The organism is Janthinobacterium sp. GW821-FHT03C10 (genome assembly GCF_059420865.1).
On record NZ_JBWKUN010000006.1, the window covers coordinates 452,261 to 467,437 of the forward strand.

14 protein-coding genes are annotated in these 15,177 nt (G+C 63.5%); 7 read left to right on the forward strand and 7 right to left on the reverse strand.

The genetic code is table 11. The features are described from left to right. Nucleotides 1-30: 30 nt before the first annotated feature. Together mqo and AC07VH_RS21790 are read right to left on the reverse strand one after the other, a co-directional pair. Entirely contained in the window at nucleotides 31-1,629 is a 1,599-nt protein-coding gene (mqo, locus tag AC07VH_RS21785; protein WP_409027833.1) for a malate dehydrogenase (quinone), read from the reverse strand. Beyond that, complete coding sequence (locus tag AC07VH_RS21790) at nucleotides 1,622-1,768, reverse strand: hypothetical protein (RefSeq protein WP_494789192.1); 147 nt, start codon at nucleotides 1,766-1,768, stop codon at nucleotides 1,622-1,624. Before AC07VH_RS21790 ends, mqo begins: the two co-directional genes overlap by 8 nt. A gap of 304 nt (nucleotides 1,769-2,072) precedes the next feature. Between AC07VH_RS21790 and AC07VH_RS21795 the strand changes: the two genes are divergently transcribed. Beyond that, complete coding sequence (locus AC07VH_RS21795; RefSeq protein WP_034746547.1) at nucleotides 2,073-2,495, forward strand: DUF1841 family protein; 423 nt, start codon at nucleotides 2,073-2,075, stop codon at nucleotides 2,493-2,495. Here AC07VH_RS21795 and AC07VH_RS21800 read toward each other — a convergent pair. The 3 genes from AC07VH_RS21800 to nirK are packed head-to-tail and all read right to left on the reverse strand — an operon-like array spanning nucleotide 2,492 to nucleotide 6,998. After that, nucleotides 2,492-4,777: a nitric-oxide reductase large subunit gene (locus AC07VH_RS21800; RefSeq protein ID WP_494789193.1), complete on the reverse strand. Its 2,286-nt coding sequence runs from the start codon at nucleotides 4,775-4,777 to the stop codon at nucleotides 2,492-2,494. The genes AC07VH_RS21795 and AC07VH_RS21800 overlap by 4 nt on opposite strands. A gap of 14 nt (nucleotides 4,778-4,791) precedes the next feature. Further along, nucleotides 4,792-5,469 carry an iron-sulfur cluster repair protein YtfE gene (ytfE, locus tag AC07VH_RS21805; RefSeq protein WP_494789194.1) on the reverse strand — a complete coding sequence of 226 codons (678 nt, stop codon included), beginning with the start codon at nucleotides 5,467-5,469 and terminating at the stop codon, nucleotides 4,792-4,794. 32 nt (nucleotides 5,470-5,501) lie between these two features. Next, nucleotides 5,502-6,998 (reverse strand): copper-containing nitrite reductase, encoded by a 1,497-nt coding sequence (gene nirK, locus AC07VH_RS21810; protein WP_494789195.1) that lies wholly within the window; start codon nucleotides 6,996-6,998, stop codon nucleotides 5,502-5,504. A gap of 150 nt (nucleotides 6,999-7,148) precedes the next feature. Between nirK and norR the strand changes: the two genes are divergently transcribed. Further along, nucleotides 7,149-8,702 carry a nitric oxide reductase transcriptional regulator NorR gene (norR, locus tag AC07VH_RS21815; RefSeq protein ID WP_494789196.1) on the forward strand — a complete coding sequence of 518 codons (1,554 nt, stop codon included), beginning with the start codon at nucleotides 7,149-7,151 and terminating at the stop codon, nucleotides 8,700-8,702. 14 nt (nucleotides 8,703-8,716) lie between these two features. Here the strand turns inward: norR and AC07VH_RS21820 are convergent, their stop codons facing one another. Next, nucleotides 8,717-9,058 carry a c-type cytochrome gene (locus AC07VH_RS21820; protein ID WP_070218614.1) on the reverse strand — a complete coding sequence of 114 codons (342 nt, stop codon included), beginning with the start codon at nucleotides 9,056-9,058 and terminating at the stop codon, nucleotides 8,717-8,719. A gap of 11 nt (nucleotides 9,059-9,069) precedes the next feature. After that, nucleotides 9,070-9,399 carry a c-type cytochrome gene (locus tag AC07VH_RS21825; protein ID WP_046684254.1) on the reverse strand — a complete coding sequence of 110 codons (330 nt, stop codon included), beginning with the start codon at nucleotides 9,397-9,399 and terminating at the stop codon, nucleotides 9,070-9,072. A gap of 233 nt (nucleotides 9,400-9,632) precedes the next feature. Between AC07VH_RS21825 and AC07VH_RS21830 the strand changes: the two genes are divergently transcribed. The 5 genes from AC07VH_RS21830 to AC07VH_RS21850 all read left to right on the forward strand — a co-directional run bounded on the left by AC07VH_RS21830 (nucleotide 9,633) and on the right by AC07VH_RS21850 (nucleotide 14,957). Continuing rightward, nucleotides 9,633-10,502, forward strand: coding sequence for an AAA family ATPase (locus AC07VH_RS21830; protein ID WP_494789197.1), 870 nt, complete (start codon nucleotides 9,633-9,635; stop codon nucleotides 10,500-10,502). 30 nt (nucleotides 10,503-10,532) lie between these two features. Beyond that, the gene (locus AC07VH_RS21835; RefSeq protein ID WP_489630763.1) at nucleotides 10,533-11,162 is read left to right on the forward strand and encodes a GNAT family N-acetyltransferase; all 630 of its coding nucleotides are present in this window, start codon (nucleotides 10,533-10,535) and stop codon (nucleotides 11,160-11,162) included. After that, nucleotides 11,156-12,325: a vWA domain-containing protein gene (locus tag AC07VH_RS21840; protein ID WP_494789198.1), complete on the forward strand. Its 1,170-nt coding sequence runs from the start codon at nucleotides 11,156-11,158 to the stop codon at nucleotides 12,323-12,325. Before AC07VH_RS21835 ends, AC07VH_RS21840 begins: the two co-directional genes overlap by 7 nt. Before the next feature lie 313 nt (nucleotides 12,326-12,638). Then, a complete protein-coding gene (locus tag AC07VH_RS21845; protein ID WP_070218615.1) occupies nucleotides 12,639-13,826 on the forward strand; it encodes a cation:proton antiporter in 1,188 nt (395 codons plus the stop codon). After that, on the forward strand, nucleotides 13,827-14,957 hold the full coding sequence (locus AC07VH_RS21850) for a YbdK family carboxylate-amine ligase (RefSeq protein WP_034780287.1): 1,131 nt from the start codon (nucleotides 13,827-13,829) through the stop codon (nucleotides 14,955-14,957). Nucleotides 14,958-15,177: the final 220 nt, after the last annotated feature.

The window sequence follows — 15,177 nt, forward strand, 5'->3', positions numbered from 1 at the left end:
GCAGGAAACTTCCCTGCCGGTCAGGCTGGCTTAGTTTGCTGCCGGCGCTGGCGCAGCAGCGGGAACGTCGAGCGTGATGGCTTTCAGGCCCAGGATATTGCTGCTGTAATGGCGGATCTTGTTGGCCAGGGCGGGGTCGTTGTTCAGCTTTTGACCGTACGACGGCACCATTTCCACCATCTTCGCCTGCCATTCCGGCGTGGCCAGACGGCTCTTGAATGCCGTTTGCAGCACCTTGATCATGATCGGCGGCGCGGTCGATGCGCCTGGCGAGGCGCCCAGCAGGGCAACGATGCTGCCATCGGCGGCGCCGACGACTTCCGTGCCGAACTGCAGCAAACCGCCTTTGACGGGGTCATCCTTGACGATCTGCACGCGCTGGCCGGCGTTTTGCAGGGTCCAGTCTTCCATCTTGGCGTTTGGCAAGTATTCGCGCAGGGTCTTCAGGCGGTCTTCCGGCGTGTTCATGACCTGTTCCACCAGGTATTTCGTCAGCGGAATATTGTCGTAGCCGGCTTGCAGCATCGGTTTCACATTGCCCGTGCCGATCGAGGCAGGCAAGTCGATCCAGGAACCGTTTTTCAGGAACTTGGTCGAGAAGGTGGCGAACGGGCCAAACAGCAGGGCTTTCTTGCCGTCGATGATGCGCGTGTCCAGATGCGGCACGGACATCGGCGGCGAACCGACGGACGCCTTGCCGTAGACCTTGGCCGCATGCGCCGCCACCAGTTCCGGATTGGTCGTCACCAGCCATTGGCCGCCCACCGGCACGCCGCCGTAGCCCTTGGCTTCAGGAATGCCCGACTTTTCCAGCAGCGGCAGCGAACCGCCGCCGGCGCCGATGAAGACGAACTTGGCGCGCATGGTTTTTTCCTTGCCAGCGGCCAGGTCTTTCACCGTCACGTTCCACACGCCATCGGCGCCGCGCCGGATGTCTTCCACCTGGTGGCGCAGGTGCAGGACCATGCCGTGGCTGTCCGTCAGGTACTTCACCAGGCCGCGCGTGAGGTTGCCGAAATTGACGTCGGTACCGATCTCCATGCGCGTCGCGGCCACTTTCTGGCCCTTGTCGCGGCCTTGCATGACCAGCGGCGCCCATTGCTCGATCTGCGCCTGGTCTTCCGAGTACAGCATGCCCTTGAACAGGTTTTCCTTTTGCAGCGCGGCATAGCGCTTCTTCAAAAAGGCAATATTGTCGTCACCCCAGACAAAGGCCATGTGCGGCACGTTGTTGATGAAGGTTTGCGGCGCGCCCAGGTGCTTGTTGGCTACCTGATAAGCCCAGAATTGCTTGGAAATTTCGAATTGCTCATTGATGGCAACGGCTTTCTTGGTCTCGATGCTGCCATCGGCCGCTTCCGGCGTGTAGTTCAGTTCGGCAAACGCCGAGTGGCCCGTGCCTGCGTTGTTCATCGCGTCCGAGCTTTCGGCGGCCACGGAATCGAGGCGCTCGACCATTTCCATCGTCAGCGAGGGATCGAGTTCCTTGAGCATGCTGCCCAGGGTGGCGCTCATGGTGCCGGCGCCGATCAGCAGCACGTCGACCGGTTTCTCGGACGAGGCCGGAGGGGTCTTGTTACATGCCGCCAGGATCAGGCACGACATCAAAAGTAATAGCGATTTACGCATACGTAACTCCGTTTATGAATACTGAAAGATGATTCTTGCGCGCCACCGTGGCGGCACCATCGCTGTGTTGAATGAAAAACAGCCGGCCAGCCGGAACGCCAGGGCGGTCGGACAGGTCAAGGTTGATGGTGATAGGCATGCTGCCGCGCTCCGGAATAAGCCAGGAGCAAGATCTGGTGGCAAAGGTGCGGGCAATGGAAGCACGCAATGGCAACAAAATCGCCGTCGTGTCCAGAGCAAATATCAAGAGCGGCGATTTTATCACCGTTATTTGGCGCCGCCGGGCCGTGGCGGTAGTGGATAATACTTACTGCAGGGTATTAAATTGCGGTGACTATCGGGTCATGCCAGCGGGTGCCAGACGGCAAAAAGGGCATCCCCGATGCCTTGAATTGACGTACGCGGTACAATGCCGGCTGCCCTTTAGCCATAGTCCTTCCGCCATGTTCAACCCCTCTTCCGACGACGTGCGCCGTTTCTTTTGCGACACCTTGCGCAAGCACCGCGCCCATGAAATTCTCACGCCGATGGAAGCCATCGCGCTCGACTGGATCCTCGAACACCCCGAGTATGAAAACGAGCTCTCCGACGTCGAAGCGGCGCTGGCGCGCGACTACTCCGTCGAAGGGGGCCAGGCCAATCCTTTCCTGCACCTGTCCATGCATCTGTCGATCACGGAGCAGGTACAGGTGGACCAGCCGCGCGGCATCCGCCCGGCCGTCCAGCAACTGACCCAGCGCCTCGATTCGGCCCATGCGGCCCAGCACGAAGTGATGGAATGCCTGGGCCAGATGATCTGGGCCTCGCAGCGCTCGGGCTTGCCGCCGGATACGGAAGCCTACATCGACTGCGTACGCCGCCGCTAACCGGGTCGCACTGCCCCCTTCATACGCTGAGGCAATACCTGTGCAGGCCCCTTTTCCAGCAATCCCAGCACCACCTGCAACGCCATGGCGATGGCGCCGACAATGAAGACCACGTCGCCGAAGGTGCGTATCCAGCGCAGGTTCTGCAACAAAGGCTGCTGCATGAAGCCTTCGCTGCGCGCATACCACAGGCCTTCCGTCACGCTGGCGTGGAACTGGATAATGCCAATCGGCAACAAGCTGGTAAAGATCATCAGCGCCAGGCCCCCGTTCAAGCCCCAGAACGCCCACTTCATCAACGCAGGGCTGAAGCGGTAGTCGGGCCGCAGGTAACGCAGCACCAGCAAGGTAAAGCCCAGCGCCAGGAAGCCGTACACGCCGAACAGCGCCGCATGCGCATGCACGGGAGTCGTGTTCAAGCCCTGGATGTAGTACAAGGCCACGGGCGGATTGATCATGAAGCCCAGCACGCCCGCGCCCAGCATGTTCCAGAAGGCGACGGCGACAAAGCACATCAGGGGCCAGCGCAATTGATCCATCCACGGCGCGCGCTCCTTCAGGCGCCAGTTTTCCCACGCTTCGTGGCCCAAGACGATCAGCGGCACCACTTCCAGCGCACTGAAGCTCGCGCCGATGGCCATCACGGGCGTGGTGGTGCCGGCAAAGTACAGGTGGTGGAAGGTGCCGGGTATGCCGCCGAGCATGAACAGCGAGGCCGACGCCAGGCTGGCCGTCGTGGCCATGCGCACCGACACCAGGCCCAGGGTCGAGAAGATGAAGGCCAGCGCCGTGGTGGCGAAGACTTCAAAGAAGCCTTCCACCCACAGGTGCACCACCCACCAGCGCCAGTACTCCATCACCGATAAATGCGTGCGCTCGCCGTAGAACAGGCCGGCGCCGTAGAACAGGCCGATGGCGCCCACGGACGCGGTCAAGAGCGCCAGCAGGTTCCTGTCGCCGCCTGGCTGGCGCAGGGCCGGCACGACGCCGCGCAGCATCAGCACGAGCCACAGCAGGATGCCGACGAATTTACCGATCTGCCACAGGCGTCCCAGGTCCACATATTCATAGCCCTGGTGGCCAAGCCAGAAATTCCATTCGGGCGGCATGACTTGCGCGATGGCCAGGTAATTGCCGATGAAGGAGCCGACGACCACCGCGACCAGCGCCCAGAACAGCACGTCGACGCCCAGGCGCTGCCACCTGGGGTCCTTGCCGCCATTGATCAGGGGTGCCAGGAACAGGCCGGCGGCCAGGAAGCCCGTGGCGATCCAGAACAGCGCCGCCTGGATATGCCAGGTGCGCGTGAGCGCATACGGGAACCAGCGCGACACGTCGATGCCGTAGAACTGCTGCCCCTCCACCGTGTAGTGCGCCGTAAAGCCGCCGATGAAGACCTGGAAGATGAACAGCGCCACCACCAGGAACAGATATTTTCCCAGTCCCCGCTGCGAAGGCGTCAGCGCGAAAGTGGTGAGCGGATCGCGCGGACCGGCGGCCGGCAGCGCTTCGTCGTGGTCGCGCAAGAAGGCCCAGCCCCAGACGAGGAAGCCCACGCCGGCCAGCAGCACCACCACGCTGGCGACCGACCAGACGAGGTTTTCGCCGCTGGGCTGGTTGCCGATCAGCGGTTCGTGCGGCCAGTTGTTCGTATAGGTCACTTTCTGGCCCGGACGTTCGGTGGCGGCGGCCCACGCCGTCCAGAAGAAGAACTGCGTCATCTGCGCGCGCCGCGCGGCGCTGGGCAGGGTGTTTTCCTTCATGGCGAAATGCTCGCGGCTGGCGTGCAGCGCAGGCGCGTCGGAGAACAGCTGGTCGTAATAGTGCGCCGTGCTGGCGATGGCTTGCACGCGGCGCGCCGACAGATGCAGCACTTGTTCTTCATCGACCCGGTTGGCGCGGTATTCCAGCTTGAGCGCTTCGCGCAGCGCCGCCTGCGCGGGGCCGTCGAGCGCCGCGTACGCCTTGCCATGCTGCTCTTGCGCGGCCAGTTCCAGCCAGGCCGTCAGTTCGCGGTGCAGCCAGTCGGCCGTCCAGTCGGGCGCCTGATAGGCGCCGTGGCCCCAGATGGAGCCCAGCTGCATGCCGCCCACGGATTGCCAGGCCGTCTGGCCGTCGAGGATGCCCTCGCGGTCGAACAGCTGCCGGCCATCCTGCGCCAGCACTTGCGCGGGAATGGGCGGCGCCTGGCGATACACTTCCGTGCCGTAGTAGCCGAGCAGCGAAAACGTCACGATCAGCACACCGATCAGGGTGAACCAGAGTTTTTTGTAGGGACCCATGGGTCTTTCCTTTGTCAGTGCACCACGGCCGGCGCAAAGCGCTCGAACAGGATATTGTTTTCAGTATGGATGTGCGCCATCAGATCCTCGCGGAAGGTGCGCAAGCCCGTGTACAGCGCGCGCCAGGTGGTGCAGGCGCCGCCAGGTGCGGTGATATCGTTCGTCATCGCCTCCATGGCGCGCAAGGCCACGCCATGGTCGTCGTGCTCCATGCGCATCACGTTGATAGGCGCACCGGCGCGGGGACCCTGGCCGCGCACGATCATGGGGAACAGCACGTCTTCCTCCTTGCGCATATGGCTTTCCAGTTCCTGCGCCATGGCCGACAGATGTTCCACCAGCCCGTGCGGACAGTCGGCGCGGTCGCCATGCACCTGCTCGACCTTGCGCGCCAGGCGTATCAGCTCGGGCAGCTGCTCGCGGTGCACGGCGTGGTAGCGCGCCAGGATGTGTTCCACCAGCTCGGTGGCCGGAGCGTCCTGCCAGTCACGCGCGCCGCTGGCGTCAATCCGTCCGGCCAGCACTTGCAGTTCCTTGACGATGGGCGCCGCGTCCACGCCGGCCGCTTCGGCCGCGGCGCGCAGGGTCTTGTTGCCGCCGCAGCAGAAATCGAGGCGGTGCGCATCGAACAGGCGCGTGGCGCCGGGGATGCGGCGGGCCAGCTGGCCCAGGGATAGGTCGATCATTTCCATAGCAGTTCCTTGATGATGAATGGGGGGTTGTTTTATTGGACGGCGCCCGCGTGGTAGACGCCGGGCACGGCTTCGCCCGTCACTTCCAGCACGCCCACGGCGCCCTTGCCGGCACGCGACAGCGCATGGTCGACCAGCAGATAGCTGCCAGGATGCTGTACCTTGAGTTCGACGATGGTCGCGCCGCCCGGTGCGACGAGCGTGGTTTGTACGTCGTGTTTCGGGCTGCTGATCGAGCCTTCGCTGTACACCTTGTCGAAGATCTCGCCGATGATGTGGAACGATGAAATCTTGTTCGGGCCGCCGACGCCGAAATAGATGCGCACGGTCTCGCCGACTTTGGCCTGCAATTTGTGCGTCTTGCTCAGGGCGCCCACTTCGCCGTTGAAAACGTAGTAGTCGGGCAGCTCATTGGCCATTTTTTCCAGGTTCGGTTCCTGGTGCACGGGTGCGCCGTGCGGACGGCCCGTGTACATCTCGCCCTGCATCACGTAATACTCGCGGTCGACCTTCGACAAACCGCCTTCCGGTTCGACCAGGATCATGCCGTACATGCCGGCCGCGATATGCTGCGGCACCAGCGGCGTGGCGCAGTGGTAGACGAACAGGCCCGGATTGAGCGCCTTGAAGGTCACCGTCTTTTCCTGCCCCGGCGCCACCTGCGTGTGCTGTCCGCCGCCATGGCCGCCCGTCACGGCGTGCAGGTCGATCGAGTGGATCATCTTGCTGTCCTTGGCGTTGAACAGGGTCAGTTCCACCGTGTCGCCCACCTTCGCGCGCAGCATCGGGCCCGGCACTTGGCGGTTGAAGGTCCAATACGTAAAACTGGTGCCGTCATCGAGCTTGCCCGGCAGTTCCACCGTCTCCATGCGGTATTTCAGCGTTTGCGGCGCGCGCGCGCCGATGGCGGAAGGCACCTGCGCAGGATTGGCGGCCACGCTGACGGCCGATGGATCGGGGCCGCGCATCGGCGACGGCGCGGGCGTGTACAGGGCCAGCGCGGCGGCCTGGCTCGATTCGCCGGCTGCGCTGCCGGCACCGGCGGCCTTCGGTGTCCCGGCTTCGGCCAGCGAGGCGCCGGCGACTTCCAGCTTGCCTTCCATACCGATCTGGCGGTGGCCGGGAATCGAGCAGTAATAGGTGAACGTGCCGGCGCGCGCGACCTTGAAGCGCACGGTGGTGCTGCCGCTATTGGCGCTGAACTTGCTTGATGCCACATTGAGTTCCGGGATCAGCAGGTCGTGCTCGGCGCCTTCGCCGCTTTTCAGCACGAGTTCGACCGTGTCGCCCACCTTGGCCGCCAGCACGGGGTTGACCTGGCCCTTGGCATCGATGAACACCATCTTGCCGTCGACGATATTGGTTTGCAGTTCATAGCGCTTGACCACGGCGGCGGCAGAGGGTTGGCTGACAGCGGCCGCAGTGGCGGCGGCGCTGGCCGGCAGGCTCGCCTGGGCTTGCACGGACAGGGGCATGGCCAGTACGCAGACGGCGGCGGCAATGGCGCGGAGGGAGGGAGTCGTTTTCATCAGGCTTTCCTTGGTCTTGTATGCCGGTTCGGCCCCCTTACCTAGGCAAACGGCATGCCAGGAAAAACTTGTTTTAAATCAACGATTTGAAAAATGCACGGTCGATATGACCCTTTTCAAGCGTGGTCCGTTGTACCCTGCATGGTACTTATGACCACCACCGCCATCCACCTGCTCTTGCTCACCGACCTGGTCGCCGACCTGCCCGTGGCCGTGCGCCTGCAGCGCCTGGTGGGCAGCCTGCGCGCGCACTTCGGCTGCGAGGCCGTGGCCTTGCTCAAGCTCGATGGCGAGCACCTGCGCCCCGTGGCGATGGCCGGCCTGGCCAGCGACGCGCTGGGACGCCGCTTCGCCGTCGCCGGCCATCCGCGCCTGGCCGCCATCCTGCAGCGGCGCGGCGTGCTGTGCTTCCATCACGACAGTTCCCTGCCCGATCCCTACGACGGCCTGATCGCCGAGCGGGCCGGCGAACCGCTGCCCGTGCACGACTGCATGGGCATGGCGCTGGACCTGGAAGGCGAACGCTGGGGCGTGATCACGCTCGACGCGCTGCGGGTGGGCACCTTCGATACGCAGGCGCAGCGCGACCTGGGCGAGCTGGCCTGCGCCATCGAGGCGGCCGTGCGCGTCACGCGCCTGGAGACGGAAATCCGCGCCCTGCGCCTGTCGGGCGGCGCCATGCTGGCCGATGCGCAGGCGCCGCGCGAAGAACACGACTTCGTCGGCCAGAGCAGCGCCATCACGCATTTGCTGCACGAATTGCAGGTGGTCGCCGATTCCGAGCTGCCCGTGCTGCTGCTGGGAGAGACGGGCGTCGGCAAGGAATTGTGCGCGCACCGCCTGCACCGGCTGTCGCGCCGCGCCGGCAAGCCATTGATCCACGTCAATTGCGCGGCCTTGCCGGAATCGCTGGCCGAGAGCGAATTGTTCGGCCATGTGCGCGGCGCGTTTTCCGGCGCCGTCAGCGACCGGCCCGGCCGTTTCGAGGCGGCCGAAGGGGGCACCCTGTTTCTCGATGAAGTGGGGGAGTTGCCGCTGTCGATACAGGCCAAGCTGCTGCGCACCTTGCAAAATGGCGAAATCCAGCGCCTGGGCGCGGACCGGCCGCGCCGGGTCAACGTGCGCGTGATCGCCGCCACCAACCGCAGCCTGCGCGAACATGTGCGCGACGGCTCGTTCCGCGCCGATCTGTACCACCGTTTATCCGTGTATCCCGTGCCGATTCCGCCGCTGCGCGAGCGGGGCAACGACGTGCTGCTGCTGGCGGGCGGTTTCCTGGAACTGAACCGCGCGCGCCTCGGCTTGCGCAGCCTGCGCCTGTCGGCCGCGGCGGAAAACGCCCTGTGCCACTACCGCTGGCCGGGCAACGTGCGCGAACTGGAACATGTGATCAGCCGGGCCGCGCTGAAAGCCGTGATCCGCGGCGCGGACCGCAAGGACATCGTGACCCTGGAAACGGATATGCTCGACCTCGATGCGCTGGAAGCGCCGGCCGGCGCGGACGCGCTGCCGCCGGCGCCGGCCGCGTGCGGCACGCCGGCGGCGCCGCTGTCCATGCATCAGATCGTGGAAGCGAGCCAGCGCCAGGCCATCCGGCAAGCGCTGGTGCTGCATCAGGATAACTGGGCCGCCGCCGCGCGGCAGCTGGGACTCGACGCCAGCAATCTGCATAAACTTGCTCGCCGGGTGGGGCTGAAAGCCTGAGCCGGCGTTACCGCTCAGCGATGAGTGACCAGGCTGCTCGGCAAGCTGTGCAGGTAGGCGGCCAGGTCCTTGATGTCCTGGTTGCTCAGCGGTTTCACCTGGCCCGTCATGATGGCGTTGTTGCGGCCGTTGGCCTTGTCGCCCCGTTTATACGCCGTCAAGGCGTGTTCCAGGTAATCCCTGTGCTGGCCCGCCAGTTTCGGGTACGACGGGTCGATGGGCGAACCGTAATCCTTGCCGTGGCAGGTGGCGCAGCTGTATTTTTCGGCCAGGGCCTTGCCCGTGTTGATATTGCCGGCGGCGCTGGCGGAAAACGAGACGGTGGCGCAAACGAGGGCGGCGAGTAGTGTTTTCATCGGGCTGGTCCTCAGTTCGGCTTGGCTTGTTGCGCATAGTACGCGGCGACATCGGCGATATCCTGGTCGGACAGGCTGCTGGCGATGCCCTTCATGCTGGGGTGCTTGCGGTCGCCCTTCTTGTAGGCTTGCAGCGCATTCTCGATATATTTTGCCGGCTGGCCGCCGATCATCGGCACCTGGAACACTTCGGGGAAGGTTGCCTTGTAACCGGGGATGCCGTGGCAGCCGATACACATTTCCACCTTGGCAGGGGCTGCCTTGGCGTTTCCTACAATGTCAGCCGCTGTGACGGCATTTGCTATGCCGGCAAGCACGAGAAGTGCAAATATTTTTTTCATAGTGGCAATGTGAACAAAGGTAATCGGAGAAACGCCAGAGCTGGTTTTTATTGATTTTATGTGTTGACAATTAAGGTTGACAATTAATCTGCTGCTTGCCGATTCTAGCCAAGATATTCTTGCAAGTCCACCTATAAAACCCGCATTGTAGGCAGGCAGGCACAGGCCGTCCGCGTGGCAGCGCGCCACAGTTCTGTTTATACTCACCATTTCCCTACTTTGGCAGACCGCTCATGCAAGCACAGCACACCCAGCAAGGCCAACGCTTCGAAGGTTCCGACAGCTATGTCGCCACCGCCGACCTGAAACTGGCCGTGAATGCGGCGCTGACCCTGCAACGCCCGCTGCTGATCAAGGGCGAGCCGGGCACGGGCAAGACCATGCTGGCCGAGGAAGTGGCCGCCGCGCTGAACATGCCGCTGATGCAATGGCATATCAAATCGACCACCAAGGCGCAGCAGGGCCTGTACGAATACGACGCCGTGTCGCGCCTGCGCGATTCGCAGCTGGGCGACGAGCGCGTGCGCGACATCCAGAACTACATCGTCAAGGGCGTGCTGTGGCAGGCATTCACGGCGCCCGAACCGGTGGTGCTCCTGATCGACGAGATCGACAAGGCCGACATCGAATTCCCGAACGACCTGCTGCGCGAACTGGACCGCATGGAATTCTATGTCTACGAGACGCGTGAAATGGTCACGGCGCGCCACCGCCCGCTCGTCATCATCACCTCGAACAACGAGAAGGAATTGCCGGACGCCTTCCTGCGCCGCTGCTTCTTCCATTACATCAAATTCCCCGACAAGGACACGATGGAGCAGATCGTCGCCGTCCACTACCCGCAGCTGAAACAGGAATTGCTGGCGCAGGCGCTGCAAACCTTCTATGAGGTGCGCGACGTGCCGGGCCTGAAGAAAAAGCCGTCGACGTCGGAATTTCTCGACTGGCTCAAGCTCCTGCTGGCCGAGGATATCCCCGTTGACGCGCTGCGCAGCAAGGACAACAAGGCCGTCGTGCCGCCGCTGCACGGCGCGCTGCTGAAAAACGAGCAGGACGTGCACCTGTTCGAGCGCCTGATGTTCATGTCGCGCACCAACCGCTAAGGAGCGCCGGTGAACGATATCAGCCCGGACATGGTCTTCGTCCCTCTGGAACTGCACGGCATCCGCCTCGAGGCACTGGCGCCGCACCACGCGCCCGGCCTGCGCGCGGCGGCCATGGATGGCGAACTGTGGAATCTACGCGTCACCTCCGTGCCCGAGCCGGACCAGGTGGACCAGTACATTTTCAAGGGCATCGAGATGCGCCCTTCGCGCTTCGCCTTTGCCGTCATCGACGCGGCCAGCGGCGAGGTGCTCGGCACCACCAGCTATCACGACGTGGTGCCGGCCATCGGACGCCTGGAAATCGGCTACACCTGGTATGCGAAGCGCTGCCAGCGCAGCCACGTCAACACCACCTGCAAATTGCTGCTGCTGGCGCACGCCTTCGACACGCTCGGCTGCGCGCTGGTGGGTCTGCGCACCGATAATTTCAACCACGCCTCGCAGGCGGCCATCGAGCGCCTGGGCGCGAAAAAGGATGGCGTGCTGCGCCACCATGCGCTGCGCCGCGACGGCACCGTGCGCGACACGGTCATGTACAGCATCACGCGCGGCGAGTGGCCGGAAATTGCCGCCCACTTGCGCTACAAGCTGGCGCAGCGCCCCATCGCCGCACTGCCCCGCGCGGGAGACGCAGGGACAGAGGAAGCGCCATGCTGATCGATTTCTTCTTCACGCTCAAGGATGCGAAGATTCCCGTCTCGATCAAGGAATTTCTGACGCTTCTGGAGGCGCTGCAAAAGAACGTCATCGACGCCTCGATGGACGATTTCTACTATCTGGCGCGTTTGACCCTGGTCAAGGATGAGGCCCATTTCGACAAGTTCGACCGCGCCTTTGCCCAGTACTTCAAGGGCGTCAACGCGGCTTTCGACACGAACGCGGCGATTCCCCTCGACTGGCTGCTCAAACGCATGCAGCGCGAGCTGTCCGAAGAGCAGAAGGCGCAACTGGAGAAATTCGGCTACGACAAGCTGATGGACCGCCTGAACGAGCTGCTGAAGGAGCAGAAGGAGCGCCACGAGGGCGGCAGCAAGTGGATTGGCACGGGCGGCACCTCGCCGTTCGGCAATGGCGGCACGAACCCGGAAGGCATCCGCATCGGCGGCAAGGGCGGCAACCGCACGGCCGTGAAGGTGTGGGAAGCGCGCAGCTACAAGGATTACGACGGCGAGCGCGAACTGGGCACGCGCAACATCAAGGTGGCGCTGCGCCGCCTGCGCAAGTTCGCGCGCGAAGGCGCGGAAGATGAGCTGGCGCTCGACGCCACCATCGCCGCCACGGCGAACAACGCGGGCTACCTGGACATCAGGATGCGGCCCGAGCGCAAGAACCGCATCAAGGTGCTGATGCTGCTCGATGTGGGCGGCAGCATGGACGACCATATCGAGCGCACCGAGGAACTGTTTTCGGCGGCGAAGACGGAATTCAAGAACATGGAGTTCTTTTACTTCCATAACTGCGTCTACGACTATCTGTGGAAGAACAACCGGCGCCGCAACGCCGAGCGCTTCCCCACCTGGGACGTGCTGCGCAAATACCCGCCCGACACCAAGCTGATTTTCGTCGGCGACGCCACCATGAGCCCCTACGAAATCCTGCAGCCGGGCGGCAGCGTGGAATACAACAACGAGGAAGCGGGATCGGCGTGGCTGGCGCGCTTTACCCAGGCGTTCCCGAAATTCATCTGGCTCAATCCCGAAGCGGAAGGGTTATGGCAATACCGCCAGTCGATCGGCGTGATGCGGCAGTTGATGAACAACCGCATGTTCCCCCTGTCGATCGACGGGCTGGAACGGGGCATGCGTCTGCTCAGTAAATAAAAGCACGCAACAAAAAGTCCATGGCGGCAGGAGGCCGCCATGCCGTACACTGCGACACGGCACTACCGTGCGGAGCATCTCCGCCGCGGGCGGGTAGCATACGCCGATACCAGCCCTGCCCTACCCTGCTGCATCCCGTGCGCAGCCGCCATGACCGCGACACTGTTCGATTGCGCACATCGTGCGCGCCTTCTGCTCCGGTAGAATCGGCGCATCGCTCTGCGCAAACCATGCACCACCGCTGCACCACGACCTTGCCGCGCCAGCCCCCGTGCTGCCGGCCGGTGCCAGCGCCATTTTCAAAGGAATGAGCATGCAAAGTCTGATCTCGATCGCCGCCGACCTGTCCTGGCCGTTTGCCATTACCCTGGCCTGGGTAGTGGGCGAATTCGGCCACCGCTGGACGGGCCTGCCGCGCATCAGTTTTTACGGCGTGATCGGTTTCGTCCTCGCGCAGACGCAGGTAGGCATCCTGCCGCAGACGGACGCCGGCCCCATGCTGGTGCTGGCCGACGTGGCCTTCGGCCTGATCCTGTTCGAGGTGGGCTACCGCATCAACCTGCGCTGGCTGAAGAACAATCCGTGGATCGCCGTCACGGGCCTGGTCGAATCCCTGCTGACCTTTGCCGTCGTCTACTTCATCGGCATCGAATTCGGCAGCACCTCGATGACGGCGCTGCTGCTCGCATCGCTGGCCATGTCCACCTCGCCGGCCACCATCATGCGCGTCATCAACGAGGAACGCAGCTCGGGCCAGGTCACGGAACGCATCGTCCACCTCACCGCCCTCAATTGCGTGCTGGCCGTCTTCACGTTCAACATCATCGTCGGCTTCTGGATGTTCCAAAGTTCCACCGACCTGATCGAGGCGAGCAGCAGCAGCGCCGCCGTGCTGGCCGCCTCCGTGGCCGCCGGCACCGTCTTCGGCATCGTCGTGCCGGCCATGCTGCGCCGCCTGGGCAACATGGCGCAGGACGCCACCGTGGCGTTCGCGCTGTCGGTGATGCTGCTCGTCGCCCTGACCTACACCACCAGCCTGTCGCCGCTGCTGGCCACCCTCACCTTCGGCCTGGTGGCGCGCCACCGCAGGGTCGCCTTCAGCCAGGCGCAGCGCAATTTCGGCGCCATGGGCGAGCTGCTGACGGTGCTGCTGTTCGTGTATGCCGCCTCGACCCTGGAATGGGCCAGCGTGACGGCCGGCGCGGGCCTGGCCCTGGCCGTCGTCGGCGGACGCTTGCTGACGAAGGTCGCCGGCGTGGCCGCGTTTTCGCATGTCAGCGGCATTTCCTGGCGCAAGGGCGTGCTGACGGGCGTGGCCCTGACGCCCGTCTCCGTCTTCATCATCCTGCTGCTCGAACACGCGCGCCAGCACGGCGTGAACTTCGGCGACGAATTGAACGCCCTGGCCGCCATCACCCTGGGCCTGGAACTGATCGGCCCCGTGCTGGTGCAGCGCGTGCTGATGCTGGCCAAAGAAACCCACGAAATCAAGGAGCGCTAAATGCCGCTGGAACCCTTTGGCCAATCGGCCGCGCTGACCTTCGGCGTCGAACTCGAACTGCAACTGGTGAACCTGTCGGACTATGACTTGACGGCCGCCAGCCCCGACCTGCTGCATCTGCTGAATAAAAAGCCGTTCCCCGGCAACGTCACGCCGGAAATCACCGAGAGCATGATCGAGATTAACTCGAGCGTGCACACGCACCACGGCCCCCTGCTGGAGCAATTGCAGGAAATCCGCGACACCTTGATCACGGCCGGCGACAAGCTCAATATCGGCATCGCGGGCGGCGGCACGCACCCGTTCCAGCAATGGTCGTCGCAAAAGATCTTTTCCAAGCCCCGCTTCCAGGAGATTTCGGAACTGTACGGCTACCTGGCCAAGCAGTTCACCATCTTCGGCCAGCACGTGCACATCGGCTGCGCCTCGGGCGACGACGCCATGTTCCTGCTGCATTCGCTGAACCGCTACATCCCCCATTTCATCGCCCTGTCGGCGTCCTCACCCTACGTGCAGGGCCGCGATACCCTGTTCGATTCGGCCCGTTTGAATTCCGTGTTCGCGTTTCCCATGAGCGGACGCGCGCCGTTTACACTGAGCTGGGACCAGTTCTCCAACGAGTATTTCGCCAAGATGGAGAACACGGGCATCATCAAGAGCATGAAGGATTTTTACTGGGATATCCGTCCCAAGCCGGAATTCGGCACCATCGAACTGCGCGTGTGCGACACGCCGCTGACGGTGGAGCGGGCCGCCGCGCTGGCCGCCTACCTGCAGGCGCTGTGCCGCTACCTGCTCGAACGCCGCGAAACCCCGCCGGTGGAAGACGATTACCTCGTATATAACTACAACCGCTTCCAGGCCTGCCGCTTCGGCCTCGATGGCGCCATCACGCATCCGAAAACCTACGAAACGATGTCGCTGCGCGAAGACATCATGACCACCCTGCGCAAGATGGAGCCGCACGCCGAGGCGCTGGGCAGCACGCCGGCCCTGAAACACCTGTCGGACGTGGCCAAGCAGTGGAGTGACGCGCAATACCTGCGCAAGCAGCACAGCCTGCAGGGCAGCGCCGAGGGCATGGTCGATTCGGCCATCCGCTGCTTCCGTGGCGAGCCCATGAACTATTGAGGATGTCAGCCTGGAAACGTAGGTCGGATTAGCGGCGGCACGCCGCGTAATCCGAGAACATTGTTAGCGCTATTGGTGGCGTCGGATTACGGTCCTTCAGACCTAATCCGACCTACCATCCGTCAACCAAAAAACCACAGCGCACCTGCCCGTCATTTACAGCCGCCGTCCCCGCTTGTTACAATGAGAATGATTCTTATTATTGTTTAAAAACGCAAGG